We start from the raw sequence: 14,973 nt of genomic DNA on the forward strand, positions 1-14,973 counted from the left end.
ATGTATAGCGGATCGAAGAAATCGAAATGGAGACGAGAAAGTAGGGGGCTGATTTGGTATTTAATAGAATACTTTAAAATAAATTTAATTATGGAAAAATTTGAAGATCAATTGCAGGACGATGATGCGGATGTCGGAGCTAAGATTAGAGAAGCCACAGGAAACGATGAAGAGATCGGCCGGTTAAGGGAGAAACTCAAATCACTTCTGATAAAATTTGCTGAGCATAAGTTGGTCGAAGGAGAGCTGCATCCATTCTTTAGGGATCAGAAGGTTCAGGAGGAATACGATCATACGGTTCTTCTGATCGAAAAGAGACATGCCGAGATAAAAGGGCTGTTTTCTGTTAAAGATAACTGAAGCTTTTTTAAACGATTTCAATCTGACTCTTGTCTTTCTATCAATCCATTTGATGGATAAATAGTTAGAAAAGACCGGCACTTCTTTGAGGTTTCTGGTCTATTCGTTCTAAAATAACCTGTCGATCTATGGGCTCGGCAAGATTGAGAACTTAACAAGCAAGATTGAAAAAGTAAAAAGACAACCTATGAACGGATTGAATAAAAATATGCTGGGCGGACTGATCGGTGCACTCGTCCTCAATATAGTGCACAGCGCTGCCAAAAGATTTGATTCCCAGGCTCCCGAAGTGGATAAGGTGGGTGAGGAGGCAATGAAAAAAACAGTACGCTTCGCCGGATTTAAACCACCCCAAGGTAATGCGCTGGTAGCAGCTACATTTGGCGCCGATGTGGCCTCAAATGCCATGTTATATACGCTTATCGGCTATGGCGGTCAAAAAAATAGACTGCTGAAAGGAGCTTTGCTCGGTACTGTGGTAGGGCTCGCAACATTGACTATTCCGGAACAGGCAGGACTCGATGCCAAACCCATAAAAAAAACCAGTCGTACAAAGTTAATGACTGTTGCCTGGTATGTCATCGGTGGTATTGCAGCCGGACTGGCCATGAAAGCGATGGAAAAACGCTAAGTTTTTTATAGCTCGGGCTTTGATACACCTTTTTAAGTACTATACGCTACACGGCTATGGTTCAACCGTACGCTACGCGGCTACGATTCAACTGGGCGCTATGTGGCTACGATTCAACTATACGCTAAACGGCTACGATTCAACTGGGCTCTATACGGCTATGGTTTAACGGTACGCTACGTGGCAATGGTTCAACGGTAGTTAGCTGCTGTGTCGTAGCGCTATTGCATTGAACTGATTAGCCAACTATTGCGAATATGAATTAATATCCAGCGGATTGTAAATGTGATTAGCCAGATTTCGAACAACAGGAGAAAACAACGGACAAAAAGTGTAATTTACATTAATATCAGGTCTCAAGATCAGATTTTAATCGTTTTGAAATCGCTAAATTAAAACAATTATGATGAGAAAATATGTTGGTATAATGCTCTTTTTTATTGCTGCGGCGGGTAGCCTACATGGGCAAACGCTGACGACTAAATTGGTCCCGATGCGTTTAGCGGCAAGTTTTGACCGCGTAAAAGAGGGCATCCCCGATATATCCGGCCAGTTTGTCGACAGCAAAATGAAAATCACAGCCCTGGGAAGTACAGATTCAACTGCCCGCTTTGAAATTGAGGAGCAGGGGATAAGCATTGAAACGGTTGTGGATAACGAGAAAGAGTACCATAAATTGGTCACGGCTGCGGCAAAAGATGTTTCCAAACCAAGTGTTCATATACTGTATACGTACACGTTAAAGAATAAAAAATTGAAAGTACCGCCGCCGAGAAAAGTCTTTTTCTCTCCGGAGTATGGGGTAATCTGGACTTTGACGTTAAAAAAAATAGCAGAAAAGGAAACCGAAGTTGTACTTAACTACAAATCGCTATCGCCTGCATTTGCCGAGAAAATCCAAAGCGAATTTGAAAGCGACAGCTATTACAGCCACAAAATCGTAAAAATAGAAGTCAATGATAAGCGAATGAATCACCTGATCAAGGAGATTTTAATCAATCAGATGCATGTCGACAGGGATTATCCAGCACCAACGTATCCCGCGCGCAATTAATCATTCCACATCAGTTAATATAGTACAGTCGCCCAACCGTTGAATCTGAATATACCCTTAATTTGGTTAGAAATATCCTCGATTCAACTACAATTGACCGCCCATAGTTGCGGAACTTTGTCCTGTTACATTTAAATAAGTTTAACATGCAGACAAATGAAATAAAAGTAGCCCTTGTTACAGGTGCCAATACAGGTGTTGGTTTTCAGATTGCCAAAGCTCTTGCTGAAAATGGATATCATGTGTTTGTTGGATCACGAGATTTAGAAAAAGGAAAGGATGCCGCCAATCAGATAGGAGGTGAAGCGCATGCCATTCAACTGGATATTACCGACAATAATTCAATCAGGAATGCTGTCGGTAAAATAGAAAATGAGTTTGGGTACCTTACTTTGCTGGTCAATAATGCGGCGATTTCAAACGTAGGGATCCCCGGTCGTACAATGTGGGAAATTCTTAGTGCGCAGAAGGCAAGCGTCACATCCATAGCTGAAATGCGCCAGGTTTGGGAAACCAATGTCTTTGGCACGCTTGCCATAACACAGGCCTTGTTGCCCTTACTTCGGAATGCAAAACAATCTAGGATCGTAACCGTTTCAAGTTCTCTAGGCTCACTGACCCTGAATGCAGATCCGGACAATGCATTCCGTAGTGGATTTGATGCCGTATATGGCGCTTCGAAAACCGCTTTAAATGGTGTTTTCCTTTCTCTTGCAAATGAATTGGAAAATACAAATGTTAAGGTACATCTGGTAAGTCCGGGTTTTACAGCGACAGCCCTGAATAACTTTGAAGGTACAGATACGGTGGAAGAAGGCTCACTTGAGCCGATACGCGTGGCGCTGGCGGAAGATATACCCAATGGAAGCTTTACGGGACCGGCTACCTATCGCACAGAACAAGGCGGTCAAGTGCCCTGGTAGAATTACACAAAGGAAGACCTGTAGCTATAAGCTACAGGTTTTTTATAAATTTATTGTATGAAAAAGAAAGAGGATAAGTTAAAACGCTTTATATCCATATCAGAGAGTCACGAAGCTTTTGGCCTACCAAAACCGCAGCATCCCTTGATTAGCTTGGTCCATTTCAATCAGGATAATCCATTCAATACCGCTATGGCTCCAATATACGATGTCCTGAGTTTCTACAAGATCACTTTTATAACAAAAAACAGCGGAAAACTCAAGTACGGCAGGGGGTACTATGATTTTAATGAAGGAAGTATGCTTTTCTTTGCGCCCAATCAATTGGTGGGCAGCACAGAATATAATAGGGATACCTATGCTTATCTGCTGCTGATCCATCCTGACTTTTTCCTGGGTTCCCCTTTAGCCCATAAAATTAGGAAGTACGGCTATTTCTCCTATTCTGTGAATGAAGCGTTACATTTATCTGATCAGGAAAGAGAAACGATGATAGCGATCTTGAATTTCATGAAAAATGAACTTGACAACCGGATAGACGAATTTAGCCAAGAAGTCATTATCTCGCAGGTGGAGTTGATGCTGAGCTACGTCAATCGGTTTTACAAGCGGCAGTTCATTACGCGAAGAAATATAAACAATGATATTCTACTGAAGGCAGAAGCGCTGCTGGATGATTATCTGGATCATGATCATTCGGTAATTCAGGGAGTTCCAACGGTCCATTTTCTTTCGGAGCAGTTGAATGTGTCTGCGGGTTATCTAAGCGATATGCTACGTTCGCTCATTGGCCAGAGCACGCAGCAGTATATCCACCATAAACTTATTGAGCGGGCAAAAGAGAAATTATCAACGACACAACTTACCGTAAATGAAATTGCTTACAAACTGGGTTTTGAGCATGCACAGAGTTTCAGCAAACTGTTCAAAAAGAAAACCGCCCAGACGCCACTGGAATTTAGAGGGATGTTTAAATCAAAGTAAAAATATATGTTCGGAGTATAACCGAGCAGATCAAGTTCTGCCTGATTGGCCCAGATTATAACCCCTTCGCTGTTGACCCAATGCAGGGATAGGGAGGTTTTATTGTTGCAACCCTTCAATGGTATTGATGTCCGCCATAGATCTTTCAGATAGAAAATTTTATTTAATGAGCCTAAAATAGGTATTACAGTCCAGTTTTGAATGGGTAAAATTACGTACTCTGCAAGGGTAATAATAACGTTAAATTATGCTATAAATACAGGTTTTAGTTAATATATATATTACAATATTATATTTTGCGCAATATAAAATTATTTTACCTTTGTTTTGTATCAAGGCACCATAATCTTGTTCTACAAGATATAAAACACACTAGACACTTTTACTTTATTAAAACAAACACTTTATGCGCTATGTGTGTTTTAAAATGCATAAAATCACGAACAAATGACGACAGAAATTAAAAACAGAATAAAAGAAGTATTCGAAAAACAGAAAGACTTTTTCGGCACGCAAGCAACGAAGGAAATCACATTCCGTAAAAGACAGTTGCAAAATTTCCGTAAAGTTTTTGCGAGTTACACGGATGCGGTCTGTGAAGCAGTGAATATCGATCTTGGAAAAAGCAGGGCAGAAGCAGAATACGTCGAAGTTCAGATTGTTCTCGATGAACTCGACGATATGATCGAAAATATGGAAGAATGGGCAAAACCAACCTATGTCAAATCAAAACCGCATGCTTCGGGAGCGGAAGTCATCAGTAAGTACATTTATGAGCCCTACGGTGTAAACTATATTATAGGTCCCTTCAATTACCCGGTGCAGTTGACTTTCAGTCCGCTGATCGGGGCCCTGATGGCCGGAAATACGGCTATCATCAAACCTTCTGAAAACACGCCCCATGTTGCCCAGGTGATTGAAGATATTGTTAGCGAAGCTTTTGATGAACAATATGTTGCCGTTTTTCAGGGCGCTATTGAAGAAAACACCTATCTATTGAGCCTTGCTTTTGATTACATCTTTTTTACGGGAAGCCCTAATGTTGGCAAAATTGTCATGAAGGCAGCTGCCGAACAACTGATTCCGCTTACTTTGGAACTGGGCGGAAAATCCCCAACGATCGTACACCATGATGCGGATATCGAAAAAGCCGTTCAGCGCATTTCTGCCGGCAAATGGATCAATTGCGGACAGACCTGTGTTGCTCCGGATTACGTGTATGTGCATGAATCTGTGAAGGGCGCCTTTATCGATCAGTTGAAATCTTATCTTAAAGCTACGTACAACGATGAATCTTTAGGGAAAATCGGTAAGATTGTAAGTCAGCATCAGATCGGGAATTTAGCGGGATACCTGGATGCCGCTCCCGAAAAAGTTATTTATGGGGGAAAATATGATCTGGAAACACGCCATTTTGAAGCAACCTTGATGGACGATGTCAACTGGAATGACGCGGTGATGCAGCAGGAAATTTTTGGTCCGATCCTTCCTATTTTAACTTACAGCAATATCGATGAAGTGCTGAAAGAGATCAATAGCAGACCCAAGCCATTGGCGCTTTATGTGTTTTCTGAAAGTCAGCAATTTGCCGATGACGTGATCGCAAGAACCACCAGCGGCGATGCGGAGATCAATAGTACATTGATCCACGTCGGATCGCATTACCTTCCTTTCGGTGGCGTAGGTGCTTCGGGAATGGGAAAATATCACGGCAGATTCAGTCTGGAAAACTTTAGTCACCAGCGTTCGATCCTGCAGGTAAAATAGCGATAATTCACGCAATGGCTATAATTCACGCATACAATTAATCAATTAATCAGGACCACCTCAACGGGTGGTCCTTTTTTTGGGGGGATATTTCCGGACGTTATATTTCCGTTCCAACCTCAGATCGGGTTAGTTAACTGTTTAATCCTCAGATCAGATTAGTTAACTGTTTAATGAAAATCACTTCGACCGAGCTACTCTTTCTAGCTATCGAAGCATATGGATTGATAACCACGGGACTACCTGCTATTTTGATAAGTGTGATAGCATTGTGAAACCCTGTTTTTTTTGATTGGCAGCTCAATTATTGATATTTGGTTTGAGAGATTCTAGCGGGGTAAAATGGCTTTGAGAGGCCAGAATAAGCGCTGATAGAATCTAAACCTGTAATCCAGCACGTCCACGGCAAATCAGTGGGTGATGGATTCAAATTTTCAAATTTATGGCAAATCAAGAAGTAAATGGAAAAGTAGTTTTGATCGCAGGTGGTGCGAAAAACTTAGGGGGACTGTTGAGCCGGGATTTTGCGGCACAAGGAGCAAAGCTTGTCATTCACTACAATAGTGAGAGCACAAGAGCCGAGGCAGAAAAAACATTGTCGGATGTACAGGCGATTGGTGCCGAGGGACTGCTTGTCCAGGGCGACCTTACACAGCTATCAAATATAAAAGCGCTATTCGACCAAGCCGAAGAAAAGTTCGGAAAGGTTGATATCGCAATCAATACAGTCGGTAAAGTACTGAAAAAACCATTTGTGGAGACTTCAGAGATTGAGTACGACAGCATGAGTGATATTAATTCGAAGGTCGCTTATTTTTTTATTCTCGAAGCCGGCAAGCGGATCAACGATAATGGCAAAATCTGTACTGTCGTTACGTCTTTATTAGCAGCCTATACAGGCCTTTATTCGACGTATGCGGGAATGAAAGCTCCTGTAGAACATTTTACAAGGGCTGCTTCTAAGGAATTCGGACCGCGTGGAATCTCAGTTACGGCGGTAGCTCCTGGTCCGATGGATACACCTTTCTTCTATGGACAGGAATCTGAAGATGCTGTGGCCTATCACAAGTCGGCGTCTGCGTTGGGTGGACTGACCGATATTAAGGACATTGCACCACTGATTGAGTTTCTGGTAACGGATGGCTGGTGGATAACCGGACAGACTATTTTCGCAAATGGCGGGTATACCACAAGATAACATGTGTAAGCAAAAGGCAGTCAAAGCTGACTGTCTTTTGATACACAGATAACAGAGCATGATAACATAGCACAGCTTCATAATACAGCACAGCTTCATAACATAGCACAGCTTCCAATCCGATGTGGGTTCCAAATAGGATCAGCTTATGATCTCAGACAAGTGAAGATGATCTGCAGGAGGTTTTAGTGCTGATAACTGTATAAACGCTTATCGAGACGATGATGAATAGTAAGGACCTAGAAATAGGGCTACAGGATTTTGGGATTTGTACACTCGCCGAATTCCAACAAACCGAAAGTGATATAGCAAGTGATACTTATTACATCATAAAAATAGATGAACCGATCGTCATTGCTGTAAATAGGGAGTTTTATACGCTGAATAGCGGACAGCTACTATTTGTAGGGCCTAGGAAGCGAATCAAATTCATGAACGATGCGCCAATAGGGGGCTATGTGCTATCATTTACCGCGGCGTTTTATCTGAGATCGAAATCCGACGTGAAGATGCTCAACTCCATATTGTTCTATGGCATTCAGAATGCCATACAGATTGAAGGTAAAATGGGAAATCAGGCCTATTTTGACGGGGCTATTATTGAACGCATAAAAATGGCGCGGGTACAGGGACCGGAAATATTGGATCTGGTCGCTCATCACTGTGTCGAGTCAATTTTGTTGGAAGGACATTACAGGCTCTCTCTTCAGGGGATTCTATCAAAGCTGTGCAGTTCATCGGAGCAGATTGTTTTTAATAGCTTTAACATTTTGGTATACAAGTATTATCGTGAAAGTACGTCCGTCAGTTTTTATGCCAATAAATTAAAACTTACAAGCAGAAGGCTTTCCGAGCTCTGCGCAGCTAACAGCGGAAAATCTGCAAAAGCATTCATTTCGGGAATTGTAGTCCAGGAGGCTATCCGCTTGATCAGACATTCGAATCTATCCATTTTACAGATTTCTTTCGAAATAGGTTTTAGTAATGTCGCAAATTTCAGAAGTTTCATGAAGAAACATACCGGCAAACAACCCCATTTGTACCGTAACGAAAGAGATCAATAATTTTGGATAACGTGTATCATTTGCGGTCTAAGGGCTGGGATGAGTATAAACCAGACAGACCGGTGAGGGCAAGCAACCGCAAACCCTAAATGGCATTTCGCAAAGACTATTTTTTCAATGAAGCAGCCCCCGGGCTGCTTCATTTGTTATGAAGCAATATCCACTGCTTCATAAAAGGCTCTCGCAAAGCGTGACTTTGCTTTTTCAAGTCGTGATTCAAATCAAGTATTTATTTCAATAAATATTTGTTTACTAATTTTATTAGTATGTCAATCGCTTTTAGTATATTTGTTTAGTCAACGAAACGTTTCCCCGGATGCAATATCACGCTCAAAGCATGAGGAATTTACATAGCGCAAGGGTGAGGGGCACGAATAAAATAGATACAATGCACGCAAAGTTTATTCAGCTTATCAAACAACACTGCCAGTTATCGGAGCCAGAAATTGATCTGTGTAAGAACTATATGGAGCCAGTGCGCTATGCCAAACATCAGATCATCGAAGAGGAGGGAAAGGTACCGGCTTACCTCTATTTCGTTGTATCGGGCTTTGTACGTCTGTTCCATTATAACGATAAAGGCGACGAACTGACGACACATATCAACTGTCCCCCGGGATTTATATGCTCTTACCAGAATTTTAGCAATCAGACGCGTTCCGAAGAAAACCTGGAAAGCATCACCGACTGCGAACTGCTGCGTATCACTAAAGCAAACCTCGATATGCTAACTGCACAATCGCCTGCATTTAAAGACTTTAGTGTGTATGTGTTTCAGCAAGCCTTGAGTTATAATGAGAAGAGATCGAAAGAGCTAGCCACGCTTACGGCCGAAAAACGCTACCTCAAGCTCATGGCCGAACAGCCAGATCTGCTGCACAACGTACCCATGCAATATATCGCATCGTTCCTCGGCATGAACCCCAAAAGTTTGAGCCGTATCCGCAAACAGATCATTAGATGATACTCTTCTTGGCCTACCTGATGGAACACCAGGAATTACTTTAGTGCAAATCTTGAAAATTGAATCCCACACGGATCGCTTTCAGGCCAACCAGTCCCTGCAGATCTTCCACCTCAAACTGCTCGATATTTTCGTCGAGTAATCCTTTGTGCTGTAGTAGGTTGATGTATCCCAGGTATTCTGTTTCTTCATGTACATTGGAGTAGACAACAACCAGTTTGCCTTTTTGTGTGATGCGCTCCGTCGAGCCCTTGATCTTGGCTTTATCAATGCGTTTCTTGGCAATCTCGTAGCGTACATTATAGGATCCATCGATATCAAACTGCTTCTCGTCCATGCGAAAGCGGATGGAAATGGGGGTGGCAAAGACCAGTACCAATGAGGTCACTTCCAGCTGATGCGGAAGGGCGGGCTGGAGCTGCCTAAACTCGCGTTCCATCGCGCACATCACCTGCAGCTGCCACAGCCGTAAATTGCGTAGGTAGTAGAGCTCAAAATTCCGACCGGGAGCGATGGAGGCCCCGATATACATGTTGTGCTCGATACCGTCTGTCTTGTAGCGCTCGTAGTAATGTGGAAAGTATTCTTGGGCTTCCACCTGCTTTTCGTCGAGGATGGCCACCAGCTTTTTATTGATCAGCGTGATGGAGTTGTCATAATCCTGTCGGGCCTCATAAAAACCGCCGATAGAGAGGTTGATCCGCTCAAAATAGCGGTCGATGGCTTCGGTGGCGACGCTATTTTTGTTGTTTTTCCTGAAATTTTCTAGAATAGGGTGAATATCCTGGTTAAAATAATCGAGCATAAGCTGTTCCGTATCGGTCAGCAGCGCTTGCTGCAGCGTCGTCAGGTTTCTTTCCAGATCGAAGACCTTCTGCTCAAAGAGTGGCAATCGCTGCGTTTGGTTGACTGCCGTGAACAGTGCGATCAGTTCCTTGCTCTGATTGATGAGGTCCTGACGGATGGCCTGATTGCGGGATTCTGAGGACCCCTGTACGTCGATCTGTCCATAGAGCGGATAAACATGGTCAAAGACGATTTCCTGCAGGACATAGTCTTTTCCAAAGGCACGGTCGTTGAGGAAATGGATGGCTTCCTCCTGAAACCGCCATTTGACACTCGGGTGTATGGCGGTATATTCCTTTTGGATCACCGCTTCGACCTGATTTTCAGTTTCGGCAAATGCTTTCGAGACTTTATCTTTGATAAAGGGTAAAATGAAGTTGAGCTTGTTGGCATTGACCGAATTGAGCTCCCGCACTTTGGATGAGGACATTTCCAGTAAGCCCAGCACTTTGTCGCCTTCGACGAGGGGAACAAAAATAAAGCTCTTCACCTGTTGCTGCTTGAGCTTGTTGATAAAATAGGCCTGCTTTGGATCACCCAGCGGCAGCTTGTCAATATCCGGTACAACAAAATATTCATCCTTGGTGAGCAGGTTCTCCAAGGTCTCGCTGCAGAGCATGTTTTCACATTCCTCGATCGTCGAATCATAAAGCAGATGACTGTACAGCTGTTTTTCGACAATCCGTAAGTTGTACTCGTTCCTGACCTTTTCAAAGGAGGTCAATCCGATGCGCAGATCATTTATTTTATAAATCGACCTGAAAATGCTTTCTATTTCTGCCAGCTGGACAGCACTTTTTTCGCGCAGCAGATTGCTTTTGAAGCTTGACACCGCATTTTCAATGGTCGCATCAAAAAGCGTCATAATGGAAAAGCCTTTTAGGATCCAGCTCTGCTCGGGAAATTTGGACTTCCATAGGGCAATATCCGAAAAGTTGTCGACCAGTTCGGTAATATCTTCAGCCGTAAGATCTAGCGCCTGTTCTGTCGGAAGGACATCGATAAAATCGGCATTGAATAAGACGCGGTAATGATGGATGATATTATTCTTATCTGGAATATCCAAGAAGAGGGGGGCATCCATGGCATCCACCTTAAAGCCGTAATACTGGCTGATGATAACGCAGCAATTGAGAATATAATAGGTATCGGGCGAGATATCACGAAGACTAAATTCATAGTGATCGCCGGCATCCGCTAATATTTTTTCCAGTCTTGCGGTATGGTTGAACGTATAGAGATGGAAGGGAATGGTAACGGCCTTGATCTCATTATGTGTCAGCGAGCTCGGGAACAGGTCGGCCAGCAGCACCTTGATAATAGGCTCATAGCGTAGCAGGTCTGCCGCTTTTTCGACCCCATCAATAAGTTCGGGGTATTTACTGATTTCTTCCAGTAGCGATCGGGCATAGCTGGCCTGAAAGCCAACCGGCGATAGGGCCGCTGCTTCAAAGGATGGTATAATCTTATGAAAAGCGATCAGGGTTTTAAACGGACTGGAATCAAAGGCGAAGTTAAACTGCATAATGGTTGTTCCCGACTAAATTAGATTATTGCTGGAAGATGTACAAAAATATAAAATAATCGGCGAAAAGAAAACCCAAAGCGGACGGATAAAAACACTGCAATGACATTGGCGCCATTGAACTGTGTTTGCAAATAATGTTGCATGCTTCGAAAACTATAGTATAAGAATATGAACGAACTGATGCGGTTTCAGCTGTTTTTGTAGTGCGTATTACTTACATTTTTTGATTTTTTCTTTTAACCTTTTGCTTGCAGTTCTGATGTTCTCTTTTTGTTCTTCCTTGTCGTTGATTAAGAAATGCAGCGATTTAAGGTAGCCCTCTTTTGCTTCCGAATATCGTTTTAAATGATAGAGCGCATCGGCTTTAATTTCAAGGTGCCCCCAAAAGTCGGGTGAGCTTTTTAAACGCCGTTCTTGTTCCTTCAATATATTTTGCCATTCCCACAGATCGAAAATATAGCTTAAACCCAATCCAATGCCTACAGTTGATGTTGCGTTGTGACTGAATCCATCAAGCCGGTTTAGTCTGTACCTGATTTGTAGCTGATGCTTTGTCAGCAACTTGTCCATTTCATCGATGTATTTGGTGATCGAAATATCGTCCCAACGTTTGTTTCCGATAGCCATGTAAAAATCACCTGAAAGTGAGTTGTTTCCTAAACTGTTAAGATCATTGAATAGGTCCTTTTTATTGGGCCAGTATGCTGGACTTACAGCAATGCAGGAATTGAATAGCTGATTGTTTGTCAGGTACAGATAGGTAGCAAAATATCCACCAAAAGAATGCCCAATAAGCGTTATTTTTTGTGTGTCGTATTGATTTGCTTTGAGGTAGGGGATCAATTCTTTTTCAAGAAAAGCTGCTAACTTTTCTTTTTCAAGAAATTCTGTATTTCGATCGACCTGCATGATGCCGACCAGATTTGATTTGGGCATTTCAGCAGTCGCGGTAAGGTTATCTGCAGATTGCAAAACAGTTCCGTTTATGTGGGTATCGTCAGCATCAAAATAGATAACGGTCTTCCTTGCCAACGTATCCGATTTGCCCATTAACGATTTGGTGAGTATGACTTTTCTATCGGAATTAAAGATTTGTGATTTAATCGAAAGTGTATCGGATTTTCCATACTGGGTAAGTTGCTGGCCCTGTATGTGCTTAAGATTGCATAGTAAAAATAGGACAATGATCAATAGAGGTTTTATTGTATTCATCTTGTATTTTTTAATAATCCAAATTTTATATAAATCTAAGAGTGATTAATCCAATAAATAGATCTTCTTTTCTTTTAAGTTGAATCCGAGCTTTTTGCCCAGCCAATTGATGCTGGTCTTTCCTTCATAGATCAATCCTTCAACAAATGAGACCGTAGGAGTCTCTACTTTTGAGAAAGAATTGGAGACAGATGAAATTCGTCCTTTGTAATATTTTGTTTTTATCTCGGGATTAAACTCACTAGCTCTCGCCGTTATTTCCAGTTTGGACGGATCCAATCCCAAGATAGGGATAAACCGATCGCTAAACCAAAATGAATCATCGCCAGCTCCTGAATCCAATAAAATGTTGATCCTGTACTTGTCGTTTAGATATACTTCCGTGGTGATATCAAGAGATCGATCGGCATTGGTCGTCAGTTGTATCTGAATAATTTTCTCACTTTTTAGTTTTTCCTTCGGAAAAATAAGCTGTTTCTTTGTGTAGTCTATTATAAACTCAGTGTCGTAAAGCATTGGAAGGGAAATTAGGCCATTAATACCGGCCAATTTCATGTCGAATGTTGAAAACGGAATATCATTAAACTCTTTACCATTGAATTTAATGGTAGAGGATCTGTAAATAGGGATTGTCATTTTTTCACCTGTTGCGCGAAATGCCGTGAGAAAATTATAGCTTTCATTTTTTTTCAGGTCTTTGGCAAAATCTTCAAAAAAAAGATTAATCCCCCCGCCTGTATCGAAGATAAAATTTCCTTTCTTTCCTTCGATTTCAGCTTCTACTACAATATGACCGGAGGGTAATAGTTGTAATGGAAGGCTTTGGCCCAAGGTGGTAAATGGTAGGATTATGATGGCGATTACGCTTAAATAAAATTGCCTCGTTAATACGGTTTTATACATGTCGGAGTGATTTTAGATTTAAAGATGAAATGGTCATTTTTAATCGCTTTTGCCAGAATAGCTAAGCGAATCTTTATTTCAATATAAAGATAAATAAAATTGCTTGAAGTTTCATCATCTACCTTTAAAACTGGACTGTTCGTTATCAGGGAAATAGAATATACAGACTGAGCATGCTACTGACCGGAATGCTTATATTGTCGTAACCGTCTTTGCTACATGCTTCGGCTATGGTCACGGCAAAAGCCAGGGTACATATCATGGTGATTTCGCTCATGTGCAGGCTTGGCTCTTGCATATAGTATCCAATTACAACCACGGTAATCAAAGTGCATACAAAGAACACTGCGGATCCTAGTAGTGTTTTTCGCGCACCGAATAGGCGGTAAGAACCATAAGGCCATTTTTTGCCAGATAATGCCGCCATCGGATCACATATTGCCAAGGTGAGCAAGGGCAAATAATAAAAAATGGACCCTTTGTCCAACAATATCTGTGCGAGAAAGCAAAGATAGACTGCCGCAGGATAGGCCAGGCTACCGACAGATTTTCGGTCGATTGCATGGATAGATTTCAATAAATCGAACTTGATGGACAGCAATAAAATCAAAGTGAACAATCCGCATAGGATGAAAACAGACCAGTGGCTGCTGATCAAAATCGGGAACGACATGCAGATTATCCCCGTACCTACATGGACGAGTTTTCGGGTAAACTCAGCTTTGACCTTAAACTGTTGATACAATAGTTCAGCAAGTCCGAATAGCAGCAAGAAAAGGGTGCCTAATAGGAGCATGTTCTCTAAATCGTTTTTCATGATGTTGCTTTTAAAGATAAATGAGCCCATACATGGCTCCACTGAATATAAAGCTGTCAAATCGATCCAGTATTCCGCCATGCCCTGGAATGAGGGTGCCGTAATCTTTAATTTGACAGCTTCGTTTGTACCACGAAGCCAATAGATCGCCCAGCAATGCGGAAAAGCAAATAAAAAGGGCGGTCTTTAAAGTTTGCGTGATGGACAGGTCGATGGATGGAAAGAGGAAAAGGCTGGTACCAGTGCCAATGACCAAAGCGCCAATTAAACCTTCAACAGTTTTATTGGGACTAACCGAGGGAATAAGTTTTCTTTTGCCGAATAATTGACCGCAGAGCTGGCTGAATCCATCAAAAATCACCACCATAAAATAGATAAAACAAACCTTTTCTGTCGATGCCCTATGGCCGAAGTTTATAAACGCAGCGATAAGAGCGAGATAAAGGACCACTACAGGACATAAGAATAGCAGCGGTCGTTCTGAATATAGGTGGGCCTTGACAATTTCGTAAAAACCGACTATTCCAATGCAAATAGCCAAAAGTCTGACATAGTCCGTATAAATGGAAAAAAAGACAAGCATCAAAATCAGAAAGTAAAAACCTAGTTTTAACCAGCGTTCCCTGGCTTGTGGAACTTGACTATTCTTATTGAGATAGCCTGTGACCAATGCCCCGATGCCAAAAAATAACAACACTATATTCGCCATCAATACATACATA

General features: G+C 42.0%; 15 protein-coding genes. 10 read left to right on the forward strand and 5 right to left on the reverse strand.

Going from position 1 to position 14,973, the window contains the following annotated elements:
* The first annotated feature begins 90 nt into the window (after window positions 1–90).
* From B4N43_RS04770 to B4N43_RS04815, 10 genes are all read left to right on the forward strand, one after another.
* Window positions 91–360, forward strand: coding sequence for a hypothetical protein (locus B4N43_RS04770; RefSeq protein WP_286733175.1), 270 nt, complete (start codon window positions 91–93; stop codon window positions 358–360).
* 187 nt (window positions 361–547) lie between these two features.
* Complete coding sequence (locus B4N43_RS04775; protein ID WP_286733177.1) at window positions 548–991, forward strand: hypothetical protein; 444 nt, start codon at window positions 548–550, stop codon at window positions 989–991.
* A 19-nt stretch (window positions 992–1,010) separates the two neighbouring features.
* A complete protein-coding gene (locus B4N43_RS04780; protein WP_286733178.1) occupies window positions 1,011–1,160 on the forward strand; it encodes a hypothetical protein in 150 nt (49 codons plus the stop codon).
* 234 nt (window positions 1,161–1,394) lie between these two features.
* Window positions 1,395–2,045 carry a transcriptional regulator gene (locus B4N43_RS04785; protein WP_286733179.1) on the forward strand — a complete coding sequence of 217 codons (651 nt, stop codon included), beginning with the start codon at window positions 1,395–1,397 and terminating at the stop codon, window positions 2,043–2,045.
* 146 nt (window positions 2,046–2,191) lie between these two features.
* A complete protein-coding gene (locus tag B4N43_RS04790) occupies window positions 2,192–2,968 on the forward strand; it encodes an SDR family NAD(P)-dependent oxidoreductase (RefSeq protein WP_201668932.1) in 777 nt (258 codons plus the stop codon).
* A 57-nt stretch (window positions 2,969–3,025) separates the two neighbouring features.
* Window positions 3,026–3,952, forward strand: coding sequence for a helix-turn-helix domain-containing protein (locus B4N43_RS04795; protein ID WP_286733183.1), 927 nt, complete (start codon window positions 3,026–3,028; stop codon window positions 3,950–3,952).
* A gap of 447 nt (window positions 3,953–4,399) precedes the next feature.
* Complete coding sequence (gene mdlD / locus B4N43_RS04800) at window positions 4,400–5,719, forward strand: NAD(P)-dependent benzaldehyde dehydrogenase MdlD (protein WP_112376340.1); 1,320 nt, start codon at window positions 4,400–4,402, stop codon at window positions 5,717–5,719.
* A 442-nt stretch (window positions 5,720–6,161) separates the two neighbouring features.
* Window positions 6,162–6,917 carry an SDR family oxidoreductase gene (locus tag B4N43_RS04805; protein ID WP_248931767.1) on the forward strand — a complete coding sequence of 252 codons (756 nt, stop codon included), beginning with the start codon at window positions 6,162–6,164 and terminating at the stop codon, window positions 6,915–6,917.
* 221 nt (window positions 6,918–7,138) lie between these two features.
* Window positions 7,139–7,981 carry a helix-turn-helix domain-containing protein gene (locus B4N43_RS04810; RefSeq protein ID WP_286733185.1) on the forward strand — a complete coding sequence of 281 codons (843 nt, stop codon included), beginning with the start codon at window positions 7,139–7,141 and terminating at the stop codon, window positions 7,979–7,981.
* A 388-nt stretch (window positions 7,982–8,369) separates the two neighbouring features.
* Window positions 8,370–8,945, forward strand: coding sequence for a Crp/Fnr family transcriptional regulator (locus B4N43_RS04815; RefSeq protein ID WP_286733186.1), 576 nt, complete (start codon window positions 8,370–8,372; stop codon window positions 8,943–8,945).
* Window positions 8,946–8,985: 40 nt separating this feature from the next.
* Here the strand turns inward: B4N43_RS04815 and B4N43_RS04820 are convergent, their stop codons facing one another.
* The 5 genes from B4N43_RS04820 to B4N43_RS04840 form a co-directional block, all read right to left on the reverse strand.
* Window positions 8,986–11,316 (reverse strand): GAF domain-containing protein, encoded by a 2,331-nt coding sequence (locus tag B4N43_RS04820; RefSeq protein ID WP_286733189.1) that lies wholly within the window; start codon window positions 11,314–11,316, stop codon window positions 8,986–8,988.
* Between the two features lie 213 nt (window positions 11,317–11,529).
* Window positions 11,530–12,531, reverse strand: a complete 1,002-nt coding sequence (locus tag B4N43_RS04825; RefSeq protein ID WP_286733192.1) for an alpha/beta hydrolase — start codon at window positions 12,529–12,531, stop codon at window positions 11,530–11,532.
* A 45-nt stretch (window positions 12,532–12,576) separates the two neighbouring features.
* The gene (locus tag B4N43_RS04830; protein WP_286733194.1) at window positions 12,577–13,434 is read right to left on the reverse strand and encodes a retropepsin-like aspartic protease; all 858 of its coding nucleotides are present in this window, start codon (window positions 13,432–13,434) and stop codon (window positions 12,577–12,579) included.
* Between the two features lie 145 nt (window positions 13,435–13,579).
* Window positions 13,580–14,251, reverse strand: coding sequence for a phosphatidate cytidylyltransferase (locus B4N43_RS04835; RefSeq protein WP_286733196.1), 672 nt, complete (start codon window positions 14,249–14,251; stop codon window positions 13,580–13,582).
* 10 nt (window positions 14,252–14,261) lie between these two features.
* On the reverse strand, window positions 14,262–14,972 hold the full coding sequence (locus tag B4N43_RS04840; protein WP_286733198.1) for a phosphatidate cytidylyltransferase: 711 nt from the start codon (window positions 14,970–14,972) through the stop codon (window positions 14,262–14,264).
* Between the last annotated feature and the right edge of the window lies 1 nt (window position 14,973).

The organism is Sphingobacterium sp. UBA1897, from assembly GCF_002337775.1.
GTDB classification, from domain to species: domain Bacteria; phylum Bacteroidota; class Bacteroidia; order Sphingobacteriales; family Sphingobacteriaceae; genus Sphingobacterium; species Sphingobacterium siyangense.

Excerpts from the sequence above, each read along its gene's own strand:
- B4N43_RS04770 (WP_286733175.1), top strand. The coding sequence starts at position 91 with ATGGAAAAATTTGAAGATCAATTGCAGGACGATGATGCGGATGTCGGA.
- B4N43_RS04775 (WP_286733177.1), top strand. The coding sequence starts at position 548 with ATGAACGGATTGAATAAAAATATGCTGGGCGGACTGATCGGTGCACTC.
- B4N43_RS04785 (WP_286733179.1), top strand. The coding sequence starts at position 1,395 with ATGATGAGAAAATATGTTGGTATAATGCTCTTTTTTATTGCTGCGGCG.
- B4N43_RS04790 (WP_201668932.1), top strand. The coding sequence starts at position 2,192 with ATGCAGACAAATGAAATAAAAGTAGCCCTTGTTACAGGTGCCAATACA.
- B4N43_RS04795 (WP_286733183.1), top strand. The coding sequence starts at position 3,026 with ATGAAAAAGAAAGAGGATAAGTTAAAACGCTTTATATCCATATCAGAG.
- mdlD (WP_112376340.1), top strand. The coding sequence starts at position 4,400 with ATGACGACAGAAATTAAAAACAGAATAAAAGAAGTATTCGAAAAACAG.
- B4N43_RS04805 (WP_248931767.1), top strand. The coding sequence starts at position 6,162 with ATGGCAAATCAAGAAGTAAATGGAAAAGTAGTTTTGATCGCAGGTGGT.
- B4N43_RS04810 (WP_286733185.1), top strand. The coding sequence starts at position 7,139 with ATGATGAATAGTAAGGACCTAGAAATAGGGCTACAGGATTTTGGGATT.
- B4N43_RS04815 (WP_286733186.1), top strand. The coding sequence starts at position 8,370 with ATGCACGCAAAGTTTATTCAGCTTATCAAACAACACTGCCAGTTATCG.
- B4N43_RS04820 (WP_286733189.1), bottom strand. The coding sequence starts at position 11,316 with ATGCAGTTTAACTTCGCCTTTGATTCCAGTCCGTTTAAAACCCTGATC.
- B4N43_RS04825 (WP_286733192.1), bottom strand. The coding sequence starts at position 12,531 with ATGAATACAATAAAACCTCTATTGATCATTGTCCTATTTTTACTATGC.
- B4N43_RS04830 (WP_286733194.1), bottom strand. The coding sequence starts at position 13,434 with ATGTATAAAACCGTATTAACGAGGCAATTTTATTTAAGCGTAATCGCC.
- B4N43_RS04835 (WP_286733196.1), bottom strand. The coding sequence starts at position 14,251 with ATGAAAAACGATTTAGAGAACATGCTCCTATTAGGCACCCTTTTCTTG.
- B4N43_RS04840 (WP_286733198.1), bottom strand. The coding sequence starts at position 14,972 with ATGTATGTATTGATGGCGAATATAGTGTTGTTATTTTTTGGCATCGGG.